The organism is Paraburkholderia sp. BR10141 (assembly GCF_056155635.1).
Genome location: NZ_JBMIQH010000010.1, coordinates 179,005 through 197,856, shown reverse-complemented (window position 1 = coordinate 197,856; position 18,852 = coordinate 179,005). Strand labels below are relative to the sequence as shown.

The 18,852-nt window shown below is 61.3% G+C and carries 17 protein-coding genes and 1 pseudogene; 6 read left to right on the top strand and 12 right to left on the bottom strand.

Features of this window, described 5'->3' with window-relative positions; all coding sequences use genetic code 11:
- Positions 1-9: 9 nt before the first annotated feature.
- On the bottom strand, positions 10-921 hold the full coding sequence (locus ACOJB8_RS16705) for a LysR family transcriptional regulator (RefSeq protein ID WP_342947280.1): 912 nt from the start codon (positions 919-921) through the stop codon (positions 10-12).
- A 131-nt stretch (positions 922-1,052) separates the two neighbouring features.
- On the bottom strand, positions 1,053-1,511 hold the full coding sequence (locus tag ACOJB8_RS16700) for a nuclear transport factor 2 family protein (RefSeq protein ID WP_342947281.1): 459 nt from the start codon (positions 1,509-1,511) through the stop codon (positions 1,053-1,055).
- A gap of 117 nt (positions 1,512-1,628) precedes the next feature.
- Here ACOJB8_RS16700 and ACOJB8_RS16695 point away from each other — a divergent pair, with 117 nt between their 5' ends.
- From ACOJB8_RS16695 to ACOJB8_RS16680, 4 genes are read left to right on the top strand one after another with little or no spacing between them, the layout of a single operon-like run.
- Positions 1,629-2,330, top strand: a complete 702-nt coding sequence (locus tag ACOJB8_RS16695; RefSeq protein ID WP_475013407.1) for an NADPH-dependent F420 reductase — start codon at positions 1,629-1,631, stop codon at positions 2,328-2,330.
- A gap of 44 nt (positions 2,331-2,374) precedes the next feature.
- A complete protein-coding gene (locus ACOJB8_RS16690; RefSeq protein ID WP_475013406.1) occupies positions 2,375-3,634 on the top strand; it encodes a hypothetical protein in 1,260 nt (419 codons plus the stop codon).
- Between the two features lie 25 nt (positions 3,635-3,659).
- Positions 3,660-4,979 (top strand): hypothetical protein, encoded by a 1,320-nt coding sequence (locus ACOJB8_RS16685; protein WP_475013405.1) that lies wholly within the window; start codon positions 3,660-3,662, stop codon positions 4,977-4,979.
- A 53-nt stretch (positions 4,980-5,032) separates the two neighbouring features.
- Entirely contained in the window at positions 5,033-6,160 is a 1,128-nt protein-coding gene (locus ACOJB8_RS16680; protein WP_475013404.1) for a hypothetical protein, read from the top strand.
- 660 nt (positions 6,161-6,820) lie between these two features.
- Here the strand turns inward: ACOJB8_RS16680 and ACOJB8_RS16675 are convergent.
- From ACOJB8_RS16675 to glaH, 5 genes are all read right to left on the bottom strand, one after another.
- Complete coding sequence (locus tag ACOJB8_RS16675) at positions 6,821-7,267, bottom strand: MaoC family dehydratase (RefSeq protein WP_342947285.1); 447 nt, start codon at positions 7,265-7,267, stop codon at positions 6,821-6,823.
- Positions 7,268-7,352: 85 nt separating this feature from the next.
- Positions 7,353-8,312 (bottom strand): LysR family transcriptional regulator, encoded by a 960-nt coding sequence (locus ACOJB8_RS16670; protein WP_475013403.1) that lies wholly within the window; start codon positions 8,310-8,312, stop codon positions 7,353-7,355.
- 57 nt (positions 8,313-8,369) lie between these two features.
- Entirely contained in the window at positions 8,370-10,382 is a 2,013-nt protein-coding gene (locus ACOJB8_RS16665; RefSeq protein ID WP_475013402.1) for an FUSC family protein, read from the bottom strand.
- Positions 10,383-10,462: 80 nt separating this feature from the next.
- Positions 10,463-11,701 (bottom strand): alpha-hydroxy acid oxidase, encoded by a 1,239-nt coding sequence (locus ACOJB8_RS16660; protein WP_368726740.1) that lies wholly within the window; start codon positions 11,699-11,701, stop codon positions 10,463-10,465.
- A gap of 85 nt (positions 11,702-11,786) precedes the next feature.
- On the bottom strand, positions 11,787-12,719 hold the full coding sequence (gene glaH, locus ACOJB8_RS16655) for a glutarate dioxygenase GlaH (protein ID WP_342947289.1): 933 nt from the start codon (positions 12,717-12,719) through the stop codon (positions 11,787-11,789).
- Between the two features lie 94 nt (positions 12,720-12,813).
- Between glaH and ACOJB8_RS16650 the strand changes: the two genes are divergently transcribed.
- Positions 12,814-13,731, top strand: coding sequence for a LysR family transcriptional regulator (locus ACOJB8_RS16650; protein WP_475013401.1), 918 nt, complete (start codon positions 12,814-12,816; stop codon positions 13,729-13,731).
- Between the two features lie 52 nt (positions 13,732-13,783).
- Here the strand turns inward: ACOJB8_RS16650 and ACOJB8_RS16645 are convergent.
- From ACOJB8_RS16645 to ACOJB8_RS16635, 3 genes and pseudogenes are all read right to left on the bottom strand, one after another.
- Positions 13,784-14,418: pseudogene (locus tag ACOJB8_RS16645) on the bottom strand (glutathione S-transferase family protein).
- Between the two features lie 4 nt (positions 14,419-14,422).
- Positions 14,423-15,049 (bottom strand): glutathione S-transferase family protein, encoded by a 627-nt coding sequence (locus ACOJB8_RS16640; protein WP_368726738.1) that lies wholly within the window; start codon positions 15,047-15,049, stop codon positions 14,423-14,425.
- 66 nt (positions 15,050-15,115) lie between these two features.
- Positions 15,116-15,739, bottom strand: a complete 624-nt coding sequence (locus ACOJB8_RS16635) for a cysteine hydrolase family protein (protein WP_475013400.1) — start codon at positions 15,737-15,739, stop codon at positions 15,116-15,118.
- 252 nt (positions 15,740-15,991) lie between these two features.
- On the opposite strand from ACOJB8_RS16635, the gene ACOJB8_RS16630 reads away from it, so the two are divergent.
- Positions 15,992-16,504 carry a winged helix-turn-helix transcriptional regulator gene (locus ACOJB8_RS16630; RefSeq protein ID WP_342947294.1) on the top strand — a complete coding sequence of 171 codons (513 nt, stop codon included), beginning with the start codon at positions 15,992-15,994 and terminating at the stop codon, positions 16,502-16,504.
- 20 nt (positions 16,505-16,524) lie between these two features.
- Here ACOJB8_RS16630 and ACOJB8_RS16625 read toward each other — a convergent pair whose 3' ends face one another.
- A complete protein-coding gene (locus ACOJB8_RS16625; protein WP_475013399.1) occupies positions 16,525-17,748 on the bottom strand; it encodes a YbfB/YjiJ family MFS transporter in 1,224 nt (407 codons plus the stop codon).
- A 39-nt stretch (positions 17,749-17,787) separates the two neighbouring features.
- The gene (acuI, locus tag ACOJB8_RS16620) at positions 17,788-18,774 is read right to left on the bottom strand and encodes an acrylyl-CoA reductase (NADPH) (RefSeq protein ID WP_475013398.1); all 987 of its coding nucleotides are present in this window, start codon (positions 18,772-18,774) and stop codon (positions 17,788-17,790) included.
- Between the last annotated feature and the right edge of the window lie 78 nt (positions 18,775-18,852).

Sequence of the window (18,852 nt, the reverse complement as noted above, 5' to 3'; positions counted from 1 at the left end):
TTTCGCCTTTCAGGATGGTAAGGTGCCAAAGAGCCCGGGCACCATCTTCGAGGCGAAGTCCCTGAAGATGCGTACCTGCCGGGGCAGATAGCGGTCGCGCAGGTTGGCGATGGTCAGGTCGAACACAGGCAGATGCCAGTCCGGCAAGACCTCGACGAGCTGCCCGCTGCGCACGAGGTCTGGCTGGACGATGGGCGGCAGTTCCCCGATGCCGCAGCCCTCGAGCAGCGCCACAATGAGCCCGGTGTAGTCGTTCATGGCCATTGTCGGCTGGAAGGAGACCGTTTCGGTATCCCGGCCGTTGACATGAACGAAGCTCCAGCTATAGTCCGGCTTCCAGAAAGAGAACGCGAAAAGCCGGTGCGCGGGAAGGTCCCGCGGCGACTGCGGAGGCGGGCATCTGGCGAGGTACTTCGGACTTGCAACGACCTGATGCCGGTAAGTCAGAAGCGTGCGCGCTGCGAGCGTCGCGTCGGTGAAGGTTCCGACCTTGAACGCGATATCGACGTCCTCGGCTATCTGGTCGACGATGCGTTCGGTAATGAACGCCTTGACCTCCACGTTCGGGTAAGACTGCTGAAAGGCTTCGACGACAGGCACGATCAGCGAGTCGGAGAGGTTTGGCGGCGCACAGAGCCGTACGGCGCCGGACACCTCGGGCAGGCGGTTCGAAATGACATTGTCGACGGCTTCGCTGACCTCCGTGGCCTGTCTTGCGAGCTCGAATACTTCGGTGCCGAAGTCCGTGAGCCTCAGGTGATGCGTGGATCGATCGAGCAAACGAACACCCAGCTGATTTTCGAGTTCGGCAATACGGCGGCTCACAGAGGAAATGGGCATCTTGAGCCGCCTCGCGCCCTCCGAGAAGCTGCTCGCCTCGACGACCTTCGCAAAAATGAGCAGCGTATTGAGATCTTTCATTACCGTTACGCTCCGTTCGACCTGCAACTTGCTGGCTATCTGCAGCTTCCATCGTCTGACGCAGATTACCGCCGCAACCGGGCGGCAGCAAGGCGGCAGTCCGCCCGTGGCGAGGTAAAGGAACCAGTCGGCTAGAGCACGACTCGCTCGCCGTTCGGATTGCCTTGAAAAGTCCAGCTTCCGCCGCTTCGGAACGACGCGCCTGTCGCGAACGTGTCCTCCATGAACTGGAGATACGTGCAGCGGCCATGTTCGACCTTGGCGAACACCGCGAACGGCGTCGTCACGACCTTTGAGAGTACCGTCGACCGGTACGTGAAACGACCGAACATGGCGGCGTATTCGTCGGTGCCGAACAGCGCCTCCGGCTCGAAGGACTGAATCTCCCAGTAGCGGCCGACATCCATAAAGGTCTTCACGATGCTCTCGGGACCACGAGACGTACCGGCCCACGGCATGATCCGCTTCAGATCGGGATTGTCGTAGTTGAGCGAAACATAGATCACGTCAGGTGTGACGAGCGAACGGACGCGCTCGATATCGGTTGGCTTCTCGAGTATCGAAGACAGCACTTCGGTTGGCGCGAGCATGGGCTTTCTCCTCCTCATCAGGGCACACGCTCAAGCATACAAACGCGGCCGCTCGCGTGAGCTTTCCAGAAATGGAAATCCGATTTCCGCACTGTCCGTTAGCGGTCGACCGAACGGTTGGCTACCATTGAGATCACATTGCGGTCACGCAAGCGGGAAACAGAAAGGAGCGCAACTGTCATGAGCACGGCAATCATCGGCCTTGGAAACATAGGCTCCCGGCTGGCGAAGAATCTGGTAACGGGTGGCGAGACGATCATCGTCGCGGCAAGGACGCCGGGCGAGGCCGAGGAGGTGGCCCGAGACCTCGGCAGCCATGCCGAAGCGCTGACGGTCGAGGATGCAGTCGCCAAGGCGGACGTCATTGTCCTGGCGATCCCGTTCGACGCGATCAGGCAATTTCTCGTTACGCATCGTGAGGCGCTGGCGGGGAAGATCATCGTGGACCCGTCAAACCCGATCGCCCCGGACGGTAAGGGCGGATACAGAAAGACCATTCCTGACGAGCAATCTTCTGGCGTGCTGATTTCCGGGCTGCTCCCGGCTCGGGCGCGTCTCGTCAAAGCGTTCGGCACGCTGGGCGCGCAATCGCTGGAGGCCGGCGCGAACCGGTCGCCGGAGCGGGCCGTGCTGTTTTATGCAGCGGACGATGCGCAAGCCGGCGAGGTCGTAGCAAGACTCATTACCGTCAGCGGGTTTTCTCCTTTGCGCGTGGGCGGCATCGACCAGTCGATCCGGATCGAGGTTGGCGGCGATCTGCACGAGTATGGACAGCTCGGCAAGCTGGTCAGCGCCAAAGAGGCCGTGTCGCTCGTCTAAGCGGCGTGCACGCCGTTCATCAGATCATGGAGGGACGACTCATCGTGAACACCGAAACGCGCACCGTCTCCACGCTCGCCGAATTGCAGACGGCAGTCGACGACGACCAGGTTCTGCATATCGTCGTTTCAGCGCAGATCGATGGGGTGGCAGCCCTTCGCCTGCGGCCCGGTTTGGCTCTGACCGGCATCGACGCACATGCCGCCCTGCGCTTCGCGCCCGGCAGCGACGGGCTCCAGCTTTCCGCCGACAATCGGGTAGAAGGCTTACGGCTTGCCACAGACGCCGATCGGCGCGCCATTTTCAATGACACGCGTGTCGACGGATTCGGTCGGCTCGTGCTGCGCCATCTGAATGTTGCGGGCGTCGTGCAACTGCTGGCCCGCGACAGTGTGGCTGGCGGCCATGTCGAAGCACACGATATCGACATTGGGGCCGCGGACGCCCGCGGCTATGAAGAGCGCCCGAAGGGATACGGCGTCGAAGTCGTTCCCGGCGTCTTCACGCTCTGGAATCAGCGCGACGACCGCGGCGTAGTCATCACGGCGGACCTCACCGGGCTTTCGGCGGGCCGTGCCGGTGCGCCGGTTCGCGGCAGCGGCATCTTCGTTGGCGGCGCCGGAGAGGCGGGCGGGCGCGTCGTGGCGAATCGGCTGGAGACAGGCGCCGTCCATAGCGATGGCGGCATCGCGCCCGGCACGCCGGATCGCATTACCGGCGGCGTATTCGTCGTGTCGGGCGCATTCGTGGCCAGCGTGCGCAATCACGGCCCGGTGACGACCTACGGTCCGAATGACATGGTGCTCGACAACTGGGGAGCCGTCGATCGCTGGATCGTCGACGGGAAGGTCACGTCCCACGGGCCGAGCGGCATTGGCTTCGTGAATTTCGGCTCCCTCGAGCGGCTCGAAGTCAACGCGTTGATCGAGACGTTCGGCCAGGGATCGCGCGGTTTCAATGTCTACACGGGCACCGTGCGGTCGGCGCAATTCGAGCGCGTCGTCACGCATGCCGATGGCGCAGTGGGCATTCAGATCAGCCAACCGGTCGGCGAAATCACGGTCCGCCGGGGCATCGAGACGTGGGGCGGTACCGGCGACTCATTGGTCAAGGGCGTCGTTGTCCGGCTTGCGGCGACAGCGCTCAGCATCAAGCCCGGAGGATCGGCGCGCAAGATCGCGATCGCCGGCGGCCTTATCACGCATGGCGAAGGCGTCAATCCGCTGGAACTGCACGGCGCAATCGACGCGCTCGAGGTCAGCGGTGGATTGACGGCTGCCGGTGGCGGATTCGCCACCATCTAGCACCGAACGACAACCAGGGAACGCAATGGATCACACGACAACATCCGGTATGGCGGAAGAGGCCCGTGCGCGGCGCGAGTTTCTGCGGGCTGGCTCGGCTTCGGCACTCATGCTTGCCCTGGCGGGCCCGGCGCTGGCCGCGGGCGAAAAGACCAGGGCTGATGTAGAGGAGGGCGGCTCGCCGCGGCCGGGCGGTCCACTCCAGTCTGCGGGAGCCCTCGAGTTCGGGCCCGGCAATGTCCTCTTCGTCGGCGATATCACAGGTGCGGCCATTCATGCGTTCGCACTGAAGGATTCGGACGTGACCTCTCAGGCCGACGTGGAAATGGGAAATTTTCATAACTTCGAAGGCCGCGATCTGGTCCTGGGCGTGGATCAGAAGCTCGCTGCGCTCTTCGGGACGACGGTCGGCAATATCGTCATCAACGATATGGCGATCCATCAGCCGTCGCGACAGATTTTCATGTCGGTCGAGCGCGGCAGCGGACCAGGCGCCATGGCTGCGATTGTGAAGGTCAATCACGGCAAGCTCGAGTTGCTGGAACTCGACGGTATTGCGCACTCGAAAACGGTAATTCCAAACGAGCCGGACCAGAACGCGATGCTGGAGTTCGAGCCCCAGCAGGTCTATGCGATTACGGACGTCAAGTACTACAACGGCGAGGTTTTCGTCACAGGAATCTCGAATCAGCGCTTTGCATCGACGCTGTATCGCATCCCGTACCCGTTCCGTTCCCGCCTGTCGACGAGCACCGTCGAAATCTGGCACCCGACGCACGGGGAGTTCGAAACGCGCGCCCCGATCGTGCGGCAACTGATCCGGGAGATGGATGGAAAACCGTACCTGTTCGCCGTGTACGGTTGCACGCCGCTCGTTCGCTTCCGCCTGGAAGATTTGAAGGATGGCGCGCATGTGCGTGGGGACACGATCGGCGAACTGGGCTATGGGTCGAATCCGTTGGATATGCTGACTTATACCGATCCGACGGACAATAAGGACTACTTGCTCGTGACCATCGACGTACGCAGCGCGTCGCGTATCGAAGCTGCGGAGTTGACGACCGCGAAACCCGAGCCGACCGGTGGCCCCATCGACTTCGGGCCGGGTGGCCTCGGGCGTACGCAGCGCGATCTGCCGATCCGGGCGGAACATATCGCGATTCTCGATCCACGATGGGCAGTCGTCATCTGGCGGCATCCAAAGACGTCCTGGCGGCTGGACATCGGCACGCTGATGGTTCCGTACTTCTTCGACCGCCGATTGGGAATGGCTGAAATGAACTGGCCGAATGGTCCCGATCCGTTCCACTACCGCGAACATCGCAACGAGATCGACCACGCGTAGCCGGTTGCGAGATCAGCCGGCCGCAGAATATCGCGCAACGCGACCGAGTAAGGATGCCGATGACACTCCAGCCAACACTGCGAGTCGAGCACGAGACCCAGAGGAGCGGGGTGGCTTGCGTCTGCGTGCACAACCTCGATGCAGATCTTGCTGCGCTTGTCGTCGAACACCAGGGGACGGCCCGCTCGCTGCAACCCGTGCTGCGTGTGAACGTTATCGATGCAGCCATGCGGGAAGGCGACGAACTTCCCGATGTGGCTGGCTGCTGTCAGCTTCTGGAGGCCGGGGTGCGATTCGTTCCGCGTTTTCCGTTCGAACCGGGCGTTCGCTATCGAGCAAGCTTCGATTTGCGGCCGCTCGGCTGTATTGGGCATGCGGACGTGCTGACGCTCGAATTCTCGCTACCGAACCCCATCGGGGTCGACCCGGCTTCGGTGTCGGAAGTCTTTCCATCCGCCGATGTCCTGCCGGAAAACCTGCTTCGCTTCTACGTTTGCTTTTCCAGCCCGATGCGGCGTGGCGGTGCCGAAACGCAGATTAGTCTTATCGGCCCCAATGGACGGCCTGCGCACGACGTGCTCTATCGGCCTGCGCTGGAGCTTTGGGACAGGAGCATGCGATGCCTGACGGTTCTGCTGGATCCGGGCAGGCTGAAACGCTGGGTCGGTCCCAATCGGGAACTGGGTCCGCCGCTGAGGTTGGGGCAACGCTACGCGTTGGCCATCGGCTCGGCAATGGTCGACTCATCCGGTCGTCCGCTTCGGCAGAATTTCTACAAGCCGTTCGTTGTCGCTCAGGCGGTCCGGGAGCCCGTTGCGCTCGCGCATTGGACGGTTCTGCCTCCTGCGGCGCAGAGTTGTCAACCTCTGGAGATCGTGTTTCCCAGGCCGCTGGATTGGGCGTTGCTGCGGCGCGCGATTGTGGTCGTAGGCGACGACGAACGGCCTGTAACAGGGCGAGTCGCGATCGAAAAGGGCGAAAGACGCTGGACCTTTACGCCGGATTCGCCCTGGACGGCGATGCGGCCCGCCATTCGCGTCGCGCCGGACCTTGAAGACGTCTGCGGCAACACCCTGTTCGAGGCTTTTGACGGGCCGCTGCGAGCGCACCGCGAATCGAGCGTGCAACGCACCTATCGCACGATTCGCTTCGAACTCACACGACCGGCGAATTCCGCGTGACGATTGTGGAGGCAACCCTTGGCCTCGGCGGCCAGTCGTTTGCCACGGGACGTATGGATTGGCAACGATTTCGAGCGAAGGAGCCGCATCAAGCTAGTTGCCCGATTGCTTAACGGTCTCGGTTGAGCAGTACGTTTTTGTAATGTAAACGGGCGACATGCACCGTCGCTTGTCCGAACACGAATCCGCCAACACCGCCGCCGATCATCGCTCCGACGACAGTGTGATTAGCAAGCGCACCCAGTCCAGAACCTACTCCGGCGCATATGGCGCACCCGAGGAGGCCGGCCCATGTCTCCCAATGCCGCCATGTTCGACGAAAGGCACGTCGCCAATACGCGCGTCTCTCTCTCGCGCTTAGATTTGCCAGCTCAGGGATGCTTTTCAACGTCCAAAAGATCGTCATTTCCCATCTCCTACCCGTTTATTCGCGCCGAGGCATTGTCGACGAACTTCGCCCCGTTGTCGACTGGCCGGAGTTGGCCGAACCTGGAAATTCGAAGTCGGATGTCCGGTCCCTCCGACGCTTCGGTCTAGAACTTCCGTAGCCGACCCGAAGCGGTCTCATGGTAGCTGGTCAAGCGGACGGCCGGTTCCGGTGATTAAACGGTCATCGGCCCGGCGACAAGGACAGCCGAAGTCTGGTCCGGGAGCGCGTAGTCAACTGCGTCTGAAAGCGAGGAGGCGGGCAACAGATCGCTGGCACACTTCGCCATGCTGGTTCAACGTGTCGCTCTGCACCGTCACAATTCCTCGGTCATGCTTCGATCTGGATGGCGCAATCTCCACGATCGTGCTCACGACGTGCAGGATGTCGCCTGGCCGGGTTGGGCGTGGCCAACTGATCTCGCTTCCCGCACCGATCACTCCACCCGCCAACGGCAGGCTCTCGACCAGAAGCTTCATCGTGATGGCCGCTGTATGCCAGCCGCTAGCCGCAAGGCCTGCAAAGAAGGTCTCGCGCGCGGATTCCTCATCCAGATGGAAGGGCTGGGGATCGAACTGCTCTGCGAAAGCGAGTATCTGCTCGGCGTCGAGCCTGTGCTCCGAACTCGTGTATGTCGCGCCCGGCGTCAGGTCTTCCAGATAAATCGGCTGTGCTCTCATGTGACTTCTCCTTGCAAGTGGTTCCGGACGGTCCGCTCGTTGTTCGCTCGCGGCATCGTGTGCGTCAATGCTGGCGTGATCTGCGTTACATCGTCAGATCAGCGTCAGTAAGCACGGCCGCGGGTGGCACGTTATCGCCGTCATCGAGCGTTTGTGGAATGAAGTCTCTCAGAAAATCCACCCAGCTTCTGATCTTGGCATCCAGATACTCGCGAGACACATAAAGAACGCGGATGTGTGTCTCATTCATCCGATGTGTAGGCAGTACACGTAGCAGCGTGCCGTTGCGCAGCCACGGCATCGCAGTCCATAGCGGGAGCGCGCCGATGCCCCGGCCGTCGCGCAATGCGAGCGCCATGGCTTCCGCTACGTTGACCTGAAAGGGCGAAGGAGGAAGCTCAAAGGTTTCCGTGCCATAGGGACCATCCAGATTCCATCGGCTTTGCGGGAATACCGGACTACTGGTGCGCATGCAGGTGTGAGCGGCGAGGTCGGCCACCGTGGCAGGGGTGCCATGCCGGGTGAGATACGAAGGCGACGCGCACAAGATGTTGCAGGTCTTTGCGACCGGGACCGACACGAGACCGGAGTCCGGCAACTCAATCGCGCCTAGTTGAACCGACACGTCGTAGCCTTCTTCGATCAGGTCGGGAACGTGCTGCGAAAGCGTCAATTCGACGGAGACCTGCGGAAACAGCGCCTGGTACCGCAGGACTGCGGGCATCACATAATGCTGACCGAAACTCGCGGTGGCATGCACGCGCAGGCGTCCCGACGGCTGCAAGTGCGCATTCGACGCCTCGGCCTCCGCCTGATCCACGAAAGCCAGAATCCGGTAGCAATGCTGCAAGTAACGCTGACCTGCTTCCGTCACTCCAACGTGTCGAGTCGAACGGTTTAGCAGACGCGTCTGCAGATGTGCCTCCAGTTCAGTGACGGCGCGCGACACCTGACCGGTAGATTTATCCACGGAGTTGGCCGCAGCGGTGAAGCTGCCAGCCTCAACTACGCGCACAAACATCCTCATGTTGTTTAGCGTGTCCATCGTATTTCCTTTATTGCGCCGCATGGCGCTGCGCGGGATGGGTGGCGGCAACGGCACTCATGCCGGATTGGCGTGCTCGCGCGATGCGTCCATATACTCTTTCGCCGAAACGGCGATCGTTTGCATAAGTGCGGCGCCATCCAGAAGCTCATGTGTGGCCCGATCAGCAGCGACTGAGGCCTGCCGCAGCAATCGGACTGCGAGTGTGTCGCAAGCCGTTGCGAGGCGCGCGAAATCGAGCTTGCGCAGCCTTCCCCGAATGACTGTCATCGCGCGCCGTAAGCCTGGATGCGACGAAGTACCGTTTTGTAGCGCGAGCAGGCTGTCGCCTATCGCCCACGCCGCGAGTAGTTCGCGCAGGCCGGTTTGCTCACCTGATGCCCGCTTGACGACGGAGGTTCCCGTGGCGAAACGGCGGCCGAGGCGATCGGCAGTGCAGCTAAGCCAGGCATCTCGCCGCCATCGTTGTGGGTTGCTGGCCAGGCTGGAAAGATCCCGCCGGACGGCGCGTTGCAGGCGCGCGATGCTCGACGCACGGTCCGCCGGAAACAAAACCGAAAACGCGAGCGTGGCCCAGGCGATTGCCAGCAGGGTGGACAGGGCGTCGTTCAGGAACGCCGCATCGTTAATACGCGCCACGTTGCTGGGTGAAGTGAAGTTCCAGAAGAACAGGGCAAATCCGCTGCCAATCGATGCCGTTCGAGGATTGCGCATCGCAAGACCCGCAGAGATCGTGAAGACGCCAGCAATACACGCCAGCGGAACGAAGTCCGTCACTGCCGGTAGCAAAACAAAATTACAAAGGATGCCTGCCAGTGCCGCAATGAATGCGCCCTTGAGCCATCCCATCGCGGCGGCTATGGATTTGGGGCGCGTGGCGAAGAGTGCGCTCACCACCCCCACTGTGGCGACGAAACCCGCGCCCGACGGCCACGCGCTAAATAGCCAAAACATCGACGCGGCTACCACAGCGAAAAAAGCCCGCATGCCGTTGTGCCAGGCAAGCACGTGGTCATGGTGGAAGGCAAATTTCACGAGCGATCGCGGAGGATTGACCTGATCCAGACAAGACTTTCGTGCGATAACCTGCTCCCACGCTGTGAGAAGCAGGGTTAACCGATCAAGAATGAACAGCATGCCACTCTGCGAACCGCGCTGGCCGTATGCTTCCGAAGCAAGAGCGAGCCTGATCCTTGACTTCAGAGAGGCGATTCTGGACTTGGCACTGGCGGAATCGGTGTCGTCGCCTGCCAGCAGCGTTGCCGTTTCATCGACCACGTCAATCTGAAGATCGGGGTTGCGAGCCAGTTGCGCTCGCAACGCGTGGATGGCGCTGAGCTGCGTGAGTACCGCGATGATTGCGGCGCGTAGATGTCCAATGGAGAGACGAACTTCCGCGGATGCAGCGGCAGCATATTCGGCCGCAGTGTCCAGTTCGAGAGCCGCCGCAAACAGCTTGTGTATGGCGACTTCATCCGTCTCGCGGCGAAGCGCGCGTGCGCCGAACTGTGAAGCCTTGCTCACGTAGCGATGAAATTGTTCGCGTACCTCTCGTAACGGCGCCCCAGGGGCGAGGATCGCAGTGAGGGTTGCTTCGACCAGAATGCCGACGACAACATAGACAAAGCGCGCGAGCGCGATATCGAATGCATGAAGGGGCGCGGATGCGGCATCCAGCCCGATGATCGCTGCCGTATAGCCTGCCAGTACCGCTGCATATGCGCGAAAATTCCGCAGTGCCGTCGCAAACCCGGTGCAAAGTCCAATCCAGCCGGCGAGCCCCAACAGGAAAAATTCCGGCGTCTGCGCAAACAGGGCGACGAGCACGAGTGCTGCGACTGCGCCCAGCGCAGTACCGAGGATCCGGTACTGGCTCTTCGAGACGCTCATGCCCCGACTATTCTGGGCGACGACCCACACGGTGATTGCGGCCCATTTCGGATCGTCGAGGTTCATGCAAAACGCGACGTACAGCGCGATCAGCGATGCGCCTGCGGTCCGGACGGCGTACGCCAGCCCCTCCCATGTAACGCACGGGATGGGTAGTCGGGGTAGTTTCTTGAAGTCCATCAAAAATGGAGTCCTAATTTATTGATGGCCAGTCTTCATACACCAGCGGGGCCACGCGTTTTCCGGTCGGAACGCCCCGTTCAGGCCAGTATTGCGCGATCGATCTCGCGAATCGCTACCGTGCCGAGCATCGCCATGTTTCGATCGACTTCGTCCCTGAGAAGGCCGATTGCATGTCGAACACCCGGCTCGCTGCCCACCGCGGCGGCGTACATGAACGGGCGCCCCGCGAATACGAACTGCGCACCGAGCGCGAGCGCCTTCAGGACATCTCCCCCGCGCCGGATTCCGCTGTCCATCATTACGACGGTTTTGTCACCAACGGCATCACAAATCTGCGGCAATACAGCTAGCGGCTCGACCGCCCCGTCCAGTTGGCGCCCACCGTGGTTCGACACGATGATCCCGTCCGCGCCAATCGCGAGTGCGCGCCGTGCATCGTCCACGTGAAGAATGCCTTTGATGACCAGATTCCCGCTCCAACGTTGACGAATGCTTGCGATGTCCGACCATGACAGATGGTCGCGTCCGGTGGTGTCGCGTACCGCCGAAGCGGACAGCATCGGCGCCCCTCGTGTCGCGAATGAGTTCTCGAAGTGGGGCATCCCGTGATTGATCAGCGTCCGGGCGAACGTGCCGAGCAGCCAGCGCGGATGGGAAATACCGTCCATCGCGAGACGAAGCGACGGGCGCAGCGGCAGCGAGAAGCCCGTGCGCACGTTGTTTTCGCGGTTTGCCCAAACGGGAATGTCAACGGTGAGGACGAGCGTCGCGAAGCCGGCGGCCTTGACGCGCTCGATCAGGGCGTCGCGGCGAGCGGCATCGCCGGGGAGATAGGCCTGGAACCAGGTGCCAGGTGCTTCGGCATGGACCGTCTCCATCGGAATGAGCGAGGAGCCGCTCATGATCGCAGGGATGTTTTCATCCTGAGCGGCCGTGGCCAATGCGATGTCGCCGCGATATGCCGAAATGGCACTGATTCCGACCGGTGCGATTCCGAACGGAGACGAATAGGTGTGGTTGAAGATCGTTGTCTGCTGTGACCGATGAGACACGTCGACAAGCACTTTCGTGCGGAACTTCAAGCGTTCGAACGCGGCCCGATTCGCCGCGATCGACATCCCGTCCTCCGCTGCGCCTGAAATATAGCCGAAGAGCGGACGCGGCAGAACGCTCCGTGCCGCCGCCTCGAAGTCCGCGAGCGAGAGGATCTGGCGCAGCCGCGGGGGGAGATGTTCCTTGACCCCGTAAGCTGGTTGTTCAATTCGCCCGACGGGCGTCGTCTCCTGCACAGTCATCTGCTCTGCATAGTCGTTCATTTCACCATCCCACTGTGTTACATCGAAATCGCCGCGTCGGCCCTCGGCGGTCGGTGTGCCCGACAACGCCAGAGCGCCGGCGACATCAAGACGCAAACGAACCGCGCTGGCGCATCAACTCGCGGAACAGCGATTCGTTCGGCTGGAATGGCGCCCGGCCGTGAAGGTAAAAATAGTTGTTCAGCACCACCAGACCGCCGACCGGCAGAGACACTTCCTTCGTGCCGGCCGCCGTTTCCATCGACTGGGACAGTGAGCGGAGAAATGCCGCTTCTTCACGGTTGGACGGCTGAACGAACTGGTCGATGAACGAGATCGACAGACCGAATTCGCTTTGAAAGAACAGCGGCCGCTCGATCTGCTCGCTGACGTTCTTGGAACCGGATCCCTTGTAGAAGAACGGCTTGGTCCCGAGCTTGTGATTGACGAAGCGATCGCGCTCTTCCCAGTCGTCGATGTGCAGAAACCGCGATTCGCCGCCGACCGCGTTTCGTTCCGCGAATTTCATCATCAGCAGCCAGTCCGTTGCGTCGCTCACGTACGTGCCGTCGGTGTGCATCGTGAACAGCCGGTATGCCTGACGAAGATACGAGTCGCTGTTATCGGTGTGCTTAACCACGAAGCGGGCGTAGTACGTTCCCGACATCGCATCGTGATTGCTCGGGCCGAGGATATGACCGATGGCCGTACCGAACTTCACGAAGTCAGAAGGGTCTTGCGAAAGGTCTTGGAGGCCGATAGTGAAACCGCCGTGCCGACGGTCCTTGACCAGCTCGACGAGCATGTCGGCAAAGTCGTCGCCCAGACGCTCGACCAGCAGATCGGCAAGGTGATGGCGCATGAACGGGACATACTCGAGATTCTGGACGTCGACATCGCGCACGTCCGCCAGGAATCCGGTCAGCGCGTTGGGGTCGACCGTCACGTTCATGATGCGGTGATGGGTGGGATGCGCCGACAAGCGGAAAAGCGGTTGCCGGTGCGTGATGGAACCAGGGTGGGTGATCAGTGCGTCCATGTTGTCCTCCAGTTGTTTCAGGCTCTATTTGATGCCTCTTCTTTGATATCATCCAGAAGCAATGTGCGAATGTTTATTCGCTTCTGGAGATTAAATGATCGACGCCCGTCAACTGCGATACTTCGTTGCGGTGGTGGAGGATCTTCACTTTGCCAAGGCAGCGGATCGACTGGATGTCGCGCAATCGGCGCTCAGCGCCCAAATTCAACGCCTCGAGCAGGAGATCGGCGTTCGTCTCCTGAACCGCAACAAGCGACAGCCCGTTACGCTGACCGATGCGGGGCGTTTGTTTCATGCCGAAGCGGTTGCAGCGCTACGTCATATCGAGCGTGCGGATCAGGTTGGCCGGCTGGCGGCCAGAGGCCTCGCTGGTGTGGTGCGGATCGGATCGGTGGCATCCGGCGTAAGCAGCGGTGTGCTCTCGAGGATGCTGCGTCAGTTTCGGATCTCGCATGGCGACGTGCGAATCGAGGTCGTGGCCATGGAGACCCCGCGCCAGTTCGAGGCACTCGTCAGCGGCGAGATAGATGTAGGTATCGTGAGACCGTGGCGCCAGCATCCAGCAGGTATCGTGGCGACAATCGTGCAGACCGAATGCCTGTTGGTCGCGATGGCCGAGGACCATGCATTGGCAGAAAGCGGGCACGTGTCGGTCAGAGACCTGAAAGATCAGCGTTTTATCGCCCCCCACTTCGACGACGACACGGGATTCAGCGAGGTGCTTACTGCGCTGGGCGTGGCGGGAGGCTTTGTTCCCTTTCTCGAACATCGCGTTCATGACTTCATCGCCGCGATCAGTCTCGCATCGGCCGGATACGGCGTGGTCGTCGTCCCGGAATCGATGCGCAACTTCACACAGCCAGGCATTTGCTATCGGCCGATCGAGGATTTCGAGTATCCGTGTCATCTCGCATTGGCCAGCAGGCGGCGAGAGCTTTCCCCCGCCGTTCGCGCGTTCGTGAAGGAGTCCCTCGCGCTGTTCACCGGCCGCACCTTATCAGACCCAGCTTGAACCTGGAGGTGACGATCCATAGAGAGTCAATCAGGACCGCTATGTAATTATTTTAGTCGAGCTTGACCGCGAAGCCGCGACGCACCGCGGGGCGATCGAACATGGCGTCGTACCATCGCTTGACGTTTGGGTAGTCTGCAAGATCGACCTTGTGCCGCTCGTGTCGCCACGCCCAGCCAATGATGGCAAAGTCGGCAATCGAAAGCTCGCCGGCCACGTGCTCACGGCCGGCGAGCCTTTCGTTCAGCACCGAATAAAGCCGTCGTGTTTCGTCTGAGAAGCGCTTGAGACCGTAGCGTCTGTCGCCCTCGGAAGCGAGGGCGGCGAAGTGTGCACCTGTCCGGGCATCGGTCCGAAACCACCCATCTGCCACATGAGCCATTCGATCACGGGCACCCGTTCGCGTAGACCACGTGGGAGAAATCGGCCGGTCTTTTCTCCAAGATAGAGAAGAATCGCACCCGACTCGAACACGCTGATGGGCCGACCATCGGGGCCGTCTGGATCGACGATCGCCGGAATCTTGTTGTTCGGGCTGATGGATAGGAATGACGGCTCGAACTGCTCGCGGTTGCCGATATTCACAGGCTGAACGACGTACGGCAACGCCATTTCCTCGAGCGCGACGCTGGCCTTGCGGCCATTAGGCGTGTTCCATGCATAGAGCGTGATCGGTTCGGTCTTCATGGATTCAGCTTAATTCGACATCGACATGTGTGCTGAAACCCGGACGCGTGGCGAGCGACGCGTACCAGCGCTCGAGGTCGGGCATTCGAGCACGTTCTATGCCCGGCATGCCAAACCACCGCTTCGCGAACGCACCGAGAACGATATCCGCAATCGTGAACGACTCGCCTTCGACGTAGTCGCGACCCCCCAACCGCGCTTCGAGCACTTTCCAGACTTCCGCGACCTTTACGACATCGGCGGCAATTTTCTCGATGTCCCGCTTGGCCTCGGGTGTGCGGACGATTCCCCAGAACACCGGACGCTCGGCCGGTTGCAAAGTCGAGAGCGACCAGTCGAGCCAGCGGTCGATGCTGGCCCGCGCCTTTGGATCGGCGGGATAAAGTGTGCCCGGTCCACCGTACTGCATCACGATATAGCGCAGGATCGAGTTCGACTCCCAAAGCACGAAATCGCCGTCGACGAGGGTGGGGACTTTGCCCATCGGATTCATCGCGAGGTAGTCAGGTTCGGTGTTGTGTCCGAACTGCAGACCGGCGTCTATCCGGTTATAGCGTAGGGAGATCTCTTCGCAAAGCCACAAGACCTTCTGGACGTTGACCGAATTGGCACGTCCCCAGATGGTAATCATGCGTGAGTCCTTCTAGTGTTTTGTTATTAGTGGATTGACCGCTTCACTCCGTCGTCGGCATAACGCTTACGCTGGCAATGCTGTCAGCAATTCGGCCGTCGTGACAATCGAATGGGCAAACGTGGGTCCGTTCAGTTCGTGGGCCGCCCGCATCAGTTCCGGCGTGAAGGCGGCGGTTGCGTCGCGTACGAGCGTCACGTGATAGCCGAGTTCCATCGCGAATCGCGCAGTGGATTCGATACAGGTGTTCGCGAGCAGGCCGACGGTAATCACGTGCGAGATTTTGTGCTGCTTGAGCTGGAAGTCGAGGTCCGTGTTGGCGAAGCCGCTTTGCGCCCAATGCTCGTGGATGACGATGTCGTTTTCCTGGGGAACGAAATCGGGGTGCCATTCGCCGCCCCAAGTGCCCTTTGCGAAGGTCTGATGCTTTTGCACGAGCCGTTGCGTCGGGTTCGGATGGTCCCAGTCTTCGTAATCGCCAGGCTGCCAGCGGCGATGCGGCACATAGAACACCTGAATGCCAGCCTTGCGTGCGGCGCCCACCGTTGCGCGCAAATTGTCGAGGAGCCGAACGTCGTTGGCGACTGCCTCGATCATCGGAAAGATCTTGCCGCCATGTGACAGGAAGTCGTTGTACGGGTCGACCAGCAAAAGGCCAGTGTGTTCGACGTGATAGACGGGGTCCGACATGATGTTCTCCGGAAAAGCGATGCGGGATGGGACACGACACAGCCGACACCCGTTGCGCGAAACTTCTGCGCGACGTCGCGCACTTCGTTGCCTCACGAACTCAGTTTATATATGAATTTCATAGTTGCAACTGGAACGTAAACACCATACCCACTGCGCGGGTATAAAGTGCAGGGTTCGTCACGGATGCGGATGTCATCGCCATGACGCAATCCGTGATACTATGAAAACAGAAGTTACGATGGAGGCAAAATGAAGCGCAGAGAGAAGGGGGTAGCCACGGTGTGCCCGGTTGCGCGATCGACCGAAGTTGTCGGTGACAAGTGGACGACGCTTGTGCTGCGCGAGTTGTACATGGGCGCGACCCGATTCGAGGAAATCCAGATTCAGACGGAGGCGACGCCCCAGATGCTGGCGACGCGGCTGAAGTCACTCGAGGCGGACGGGATGGTCGAACGCCATCCGTATCAGGAAAGGCCGTTGCGCTACGAGTACCGTCTCACGGAGAAAGGCCGGGCGTACTATCCGGTGATCCAGGCGCTACGCACCTGGGGCGAGACCTGGTGCAAGAGCAAAGGCGAGGAAGTCGCGGTGCATTTTACGCATCGTGTGTGCGGGCACGAGGTTGGCCTCGACTATATCTGCCCGTCGTGCGGAGAATATGTGGAGCGTCGCGACCTCGATGCAACCTTGAGTGCTCCGTTTGCGAAAGAGCGCGAGAAAAGGCGCGAGACATATCGGGCCGCGAAGGCCAGATCCGAATAGTTCGGTCAGCGCGCAGCGGGCTATCGTCCGGTCTGTTCCGTGCGCCGCGCGTTCGCCAGGAAGTCCGCGACGAAGGCTAGCGCGAGAGCGCCCGCGCCGCACAGGAATACGAGCGCGTAGTCGTTGTGAAGGCGAGAAAACAGATACGAGTCTCCATAGCCGCCGAGTGCCTGGAAGAGGGCAAAAGCCGTGGTTGCACGGCCCCACGCTGCGCGCTGTTCCAGAAAATTGTTCGGTAGCAACTCGTTGATGCGTCCGAGCACGAGCGGCACGATGCCGGGCGTGAACACGCCGAGGATGACTGTGGCGCCTGCGAGAACATTGGGATTCCCTGTCTTCGCCAGTACCACGATCGCGGTCGCCTGTAGTACGAGGCCGGCGCGCCAGGCTGCCCGAAAGCCGATGCGGCTGCCCAGATTGCTGCAGATCATGGGCCCCGCGATGGCGGCGAGACCATATAGCACCCAGTAGTCGGCGCCCACTGCTGCGCCGCGGCCGAGGCCGCGCGCCACGTAGTCCACGAGCAGCACAATCACAGGCACGAGGCCGAGCGCGTTCGCGGCGTATTGTGCGTAGAGCACGCGCAGCGCGAGGCCGCTGGACTCGCCCTTGTGCGCTGACCCGGCCTGCGCAGCGGGCGCATTCGTCGCCGGCCAGCCGAACCAACTCAAGGCTGTGAGCGAAAACGAGAGCATGCCGAGGCCGAGCCACGTGTTGCGCAGCCCGGTCGACAGGAGTTGCGGGATCAATGTGCCCGATGCCGCGACGCCGAGGCCCAGCCCGAGAAAGATCATCCCGCTCGCGAAGCCGCGGCGGGGCGCAGGAATATGCGGGAGGATCGATGTCGCGACGAGTACCATGATCGCGCCACCGGAAAAGCCCGACAGCAGACGCCAGAAGAAGAACCACGCGACAGAGACGGGCCAGGCGCACGCGAAGAACGCGATCGTCACTGCGGCCATCAGGAGTCGCAAGGCGGCCCGGTTCGACAGCTTTGCAACGAGCGGCCGTCCTGCCATCGCACCCATCAGATAGCCGGCGAAATTTGCCGCGCCGAGCGTGACGGTCTGCGAGGAACCGAACCAGTGCGCCTGGATCATTGAGGGAATGAGCGGCGTGTAGGCGAAGCGCGCGAGACCGATGGCGACCAGACTGCCGCAAAGCCCGGCGAAGGCTGCGAAGAGCGCGCGGGCATCGAGCGATGATGCATCGCTCACGTGGGACGTGGAAGGAACTGCAGACATTGCGAACTCCGGTATCACGGGTGTTGCGGGGGGAAGCGTCTACGCATTGACGTCTACGACTGTGCGACCCTGAATCTTGCCTTCCAGTATCTGGCCCGCGACTGCAGGAACGTCGGCGAGCCCGATCACATTCGTCGCGCGGCCGAGTTTGCTCAAATCGAGGTCGCGCGCAAGCCGCGCCCAGGCATCGATGCGTACGGACTGAGGAGCATTGACAGAATCGATGCCCGCGAGGGTCACGTTGCGTCGGATGAAGGGCAGGACCGAACCGGGGAGACCCGAGCCCTGCGCCAGGCCGCAGGCGGCGACGACGCCCCGGTACTGAGTCTGGGCCAGGACGTTTGCCAGCGTGTGATGTCCAACGGAATCCACGGCACCCGCCCAACGTTCGCTGGCGACCGGCGTACCTGGCTCCGAGAGCGTTCGTCGGTCGATAACTTCCGCGGCGCCGAGGCTGCGTAGATAGTCGGCCTCCGCGGGGCGGCCGGTTGATGCGACGACGCGATACCCGAGGCCCGACAGGATGGCAATGGCGATCGAGCCGACGCCTCCATTGGCACCTGTGACGAGGACGTCGCCGCGTTGTGGCGAGAGGCCGCCATGTTCGAGTGCCAACACGGCAAGCATGGCCGTGTATCCGGCCGTGCCGATAGCCATCGCGTCGCGCGTGGAGAACACCTCTGGAAGCTTAACGAGCCACTCGCCCTTCACGCGCGCCTTTTGCGCGAATCCGCCGTGATGATCCTGGCTGAGCTCCCAGCCGTTGAGGACGACACGGTCGCCGACGGAGATGCCGGGATACGTGGATGCCTCGACGGTGCCAGCCAGGTCGATGCCCGCGACCAACGGAAACTCGCGGATGATCTCCGCGCGCCCAGAGATGGCGAGTGCGTCCTTGAAGTTCACTGTCGAATATTCGACCGCAACGGTAACGTCTCCGGGCGTGAGGTCTTGCTCGCGCATATTGACGATGCGCGTCGAGATCACGTCACGCGGTTTCGTCGCGAGTAGTGCTTTGAAGGTCATTCGATTCTCCTGAGCAAATTGATTCCCGATGGCTCGAGCTATTGAGCCGTTGTCAAACGGAGAGTGATGTTTTCAGGT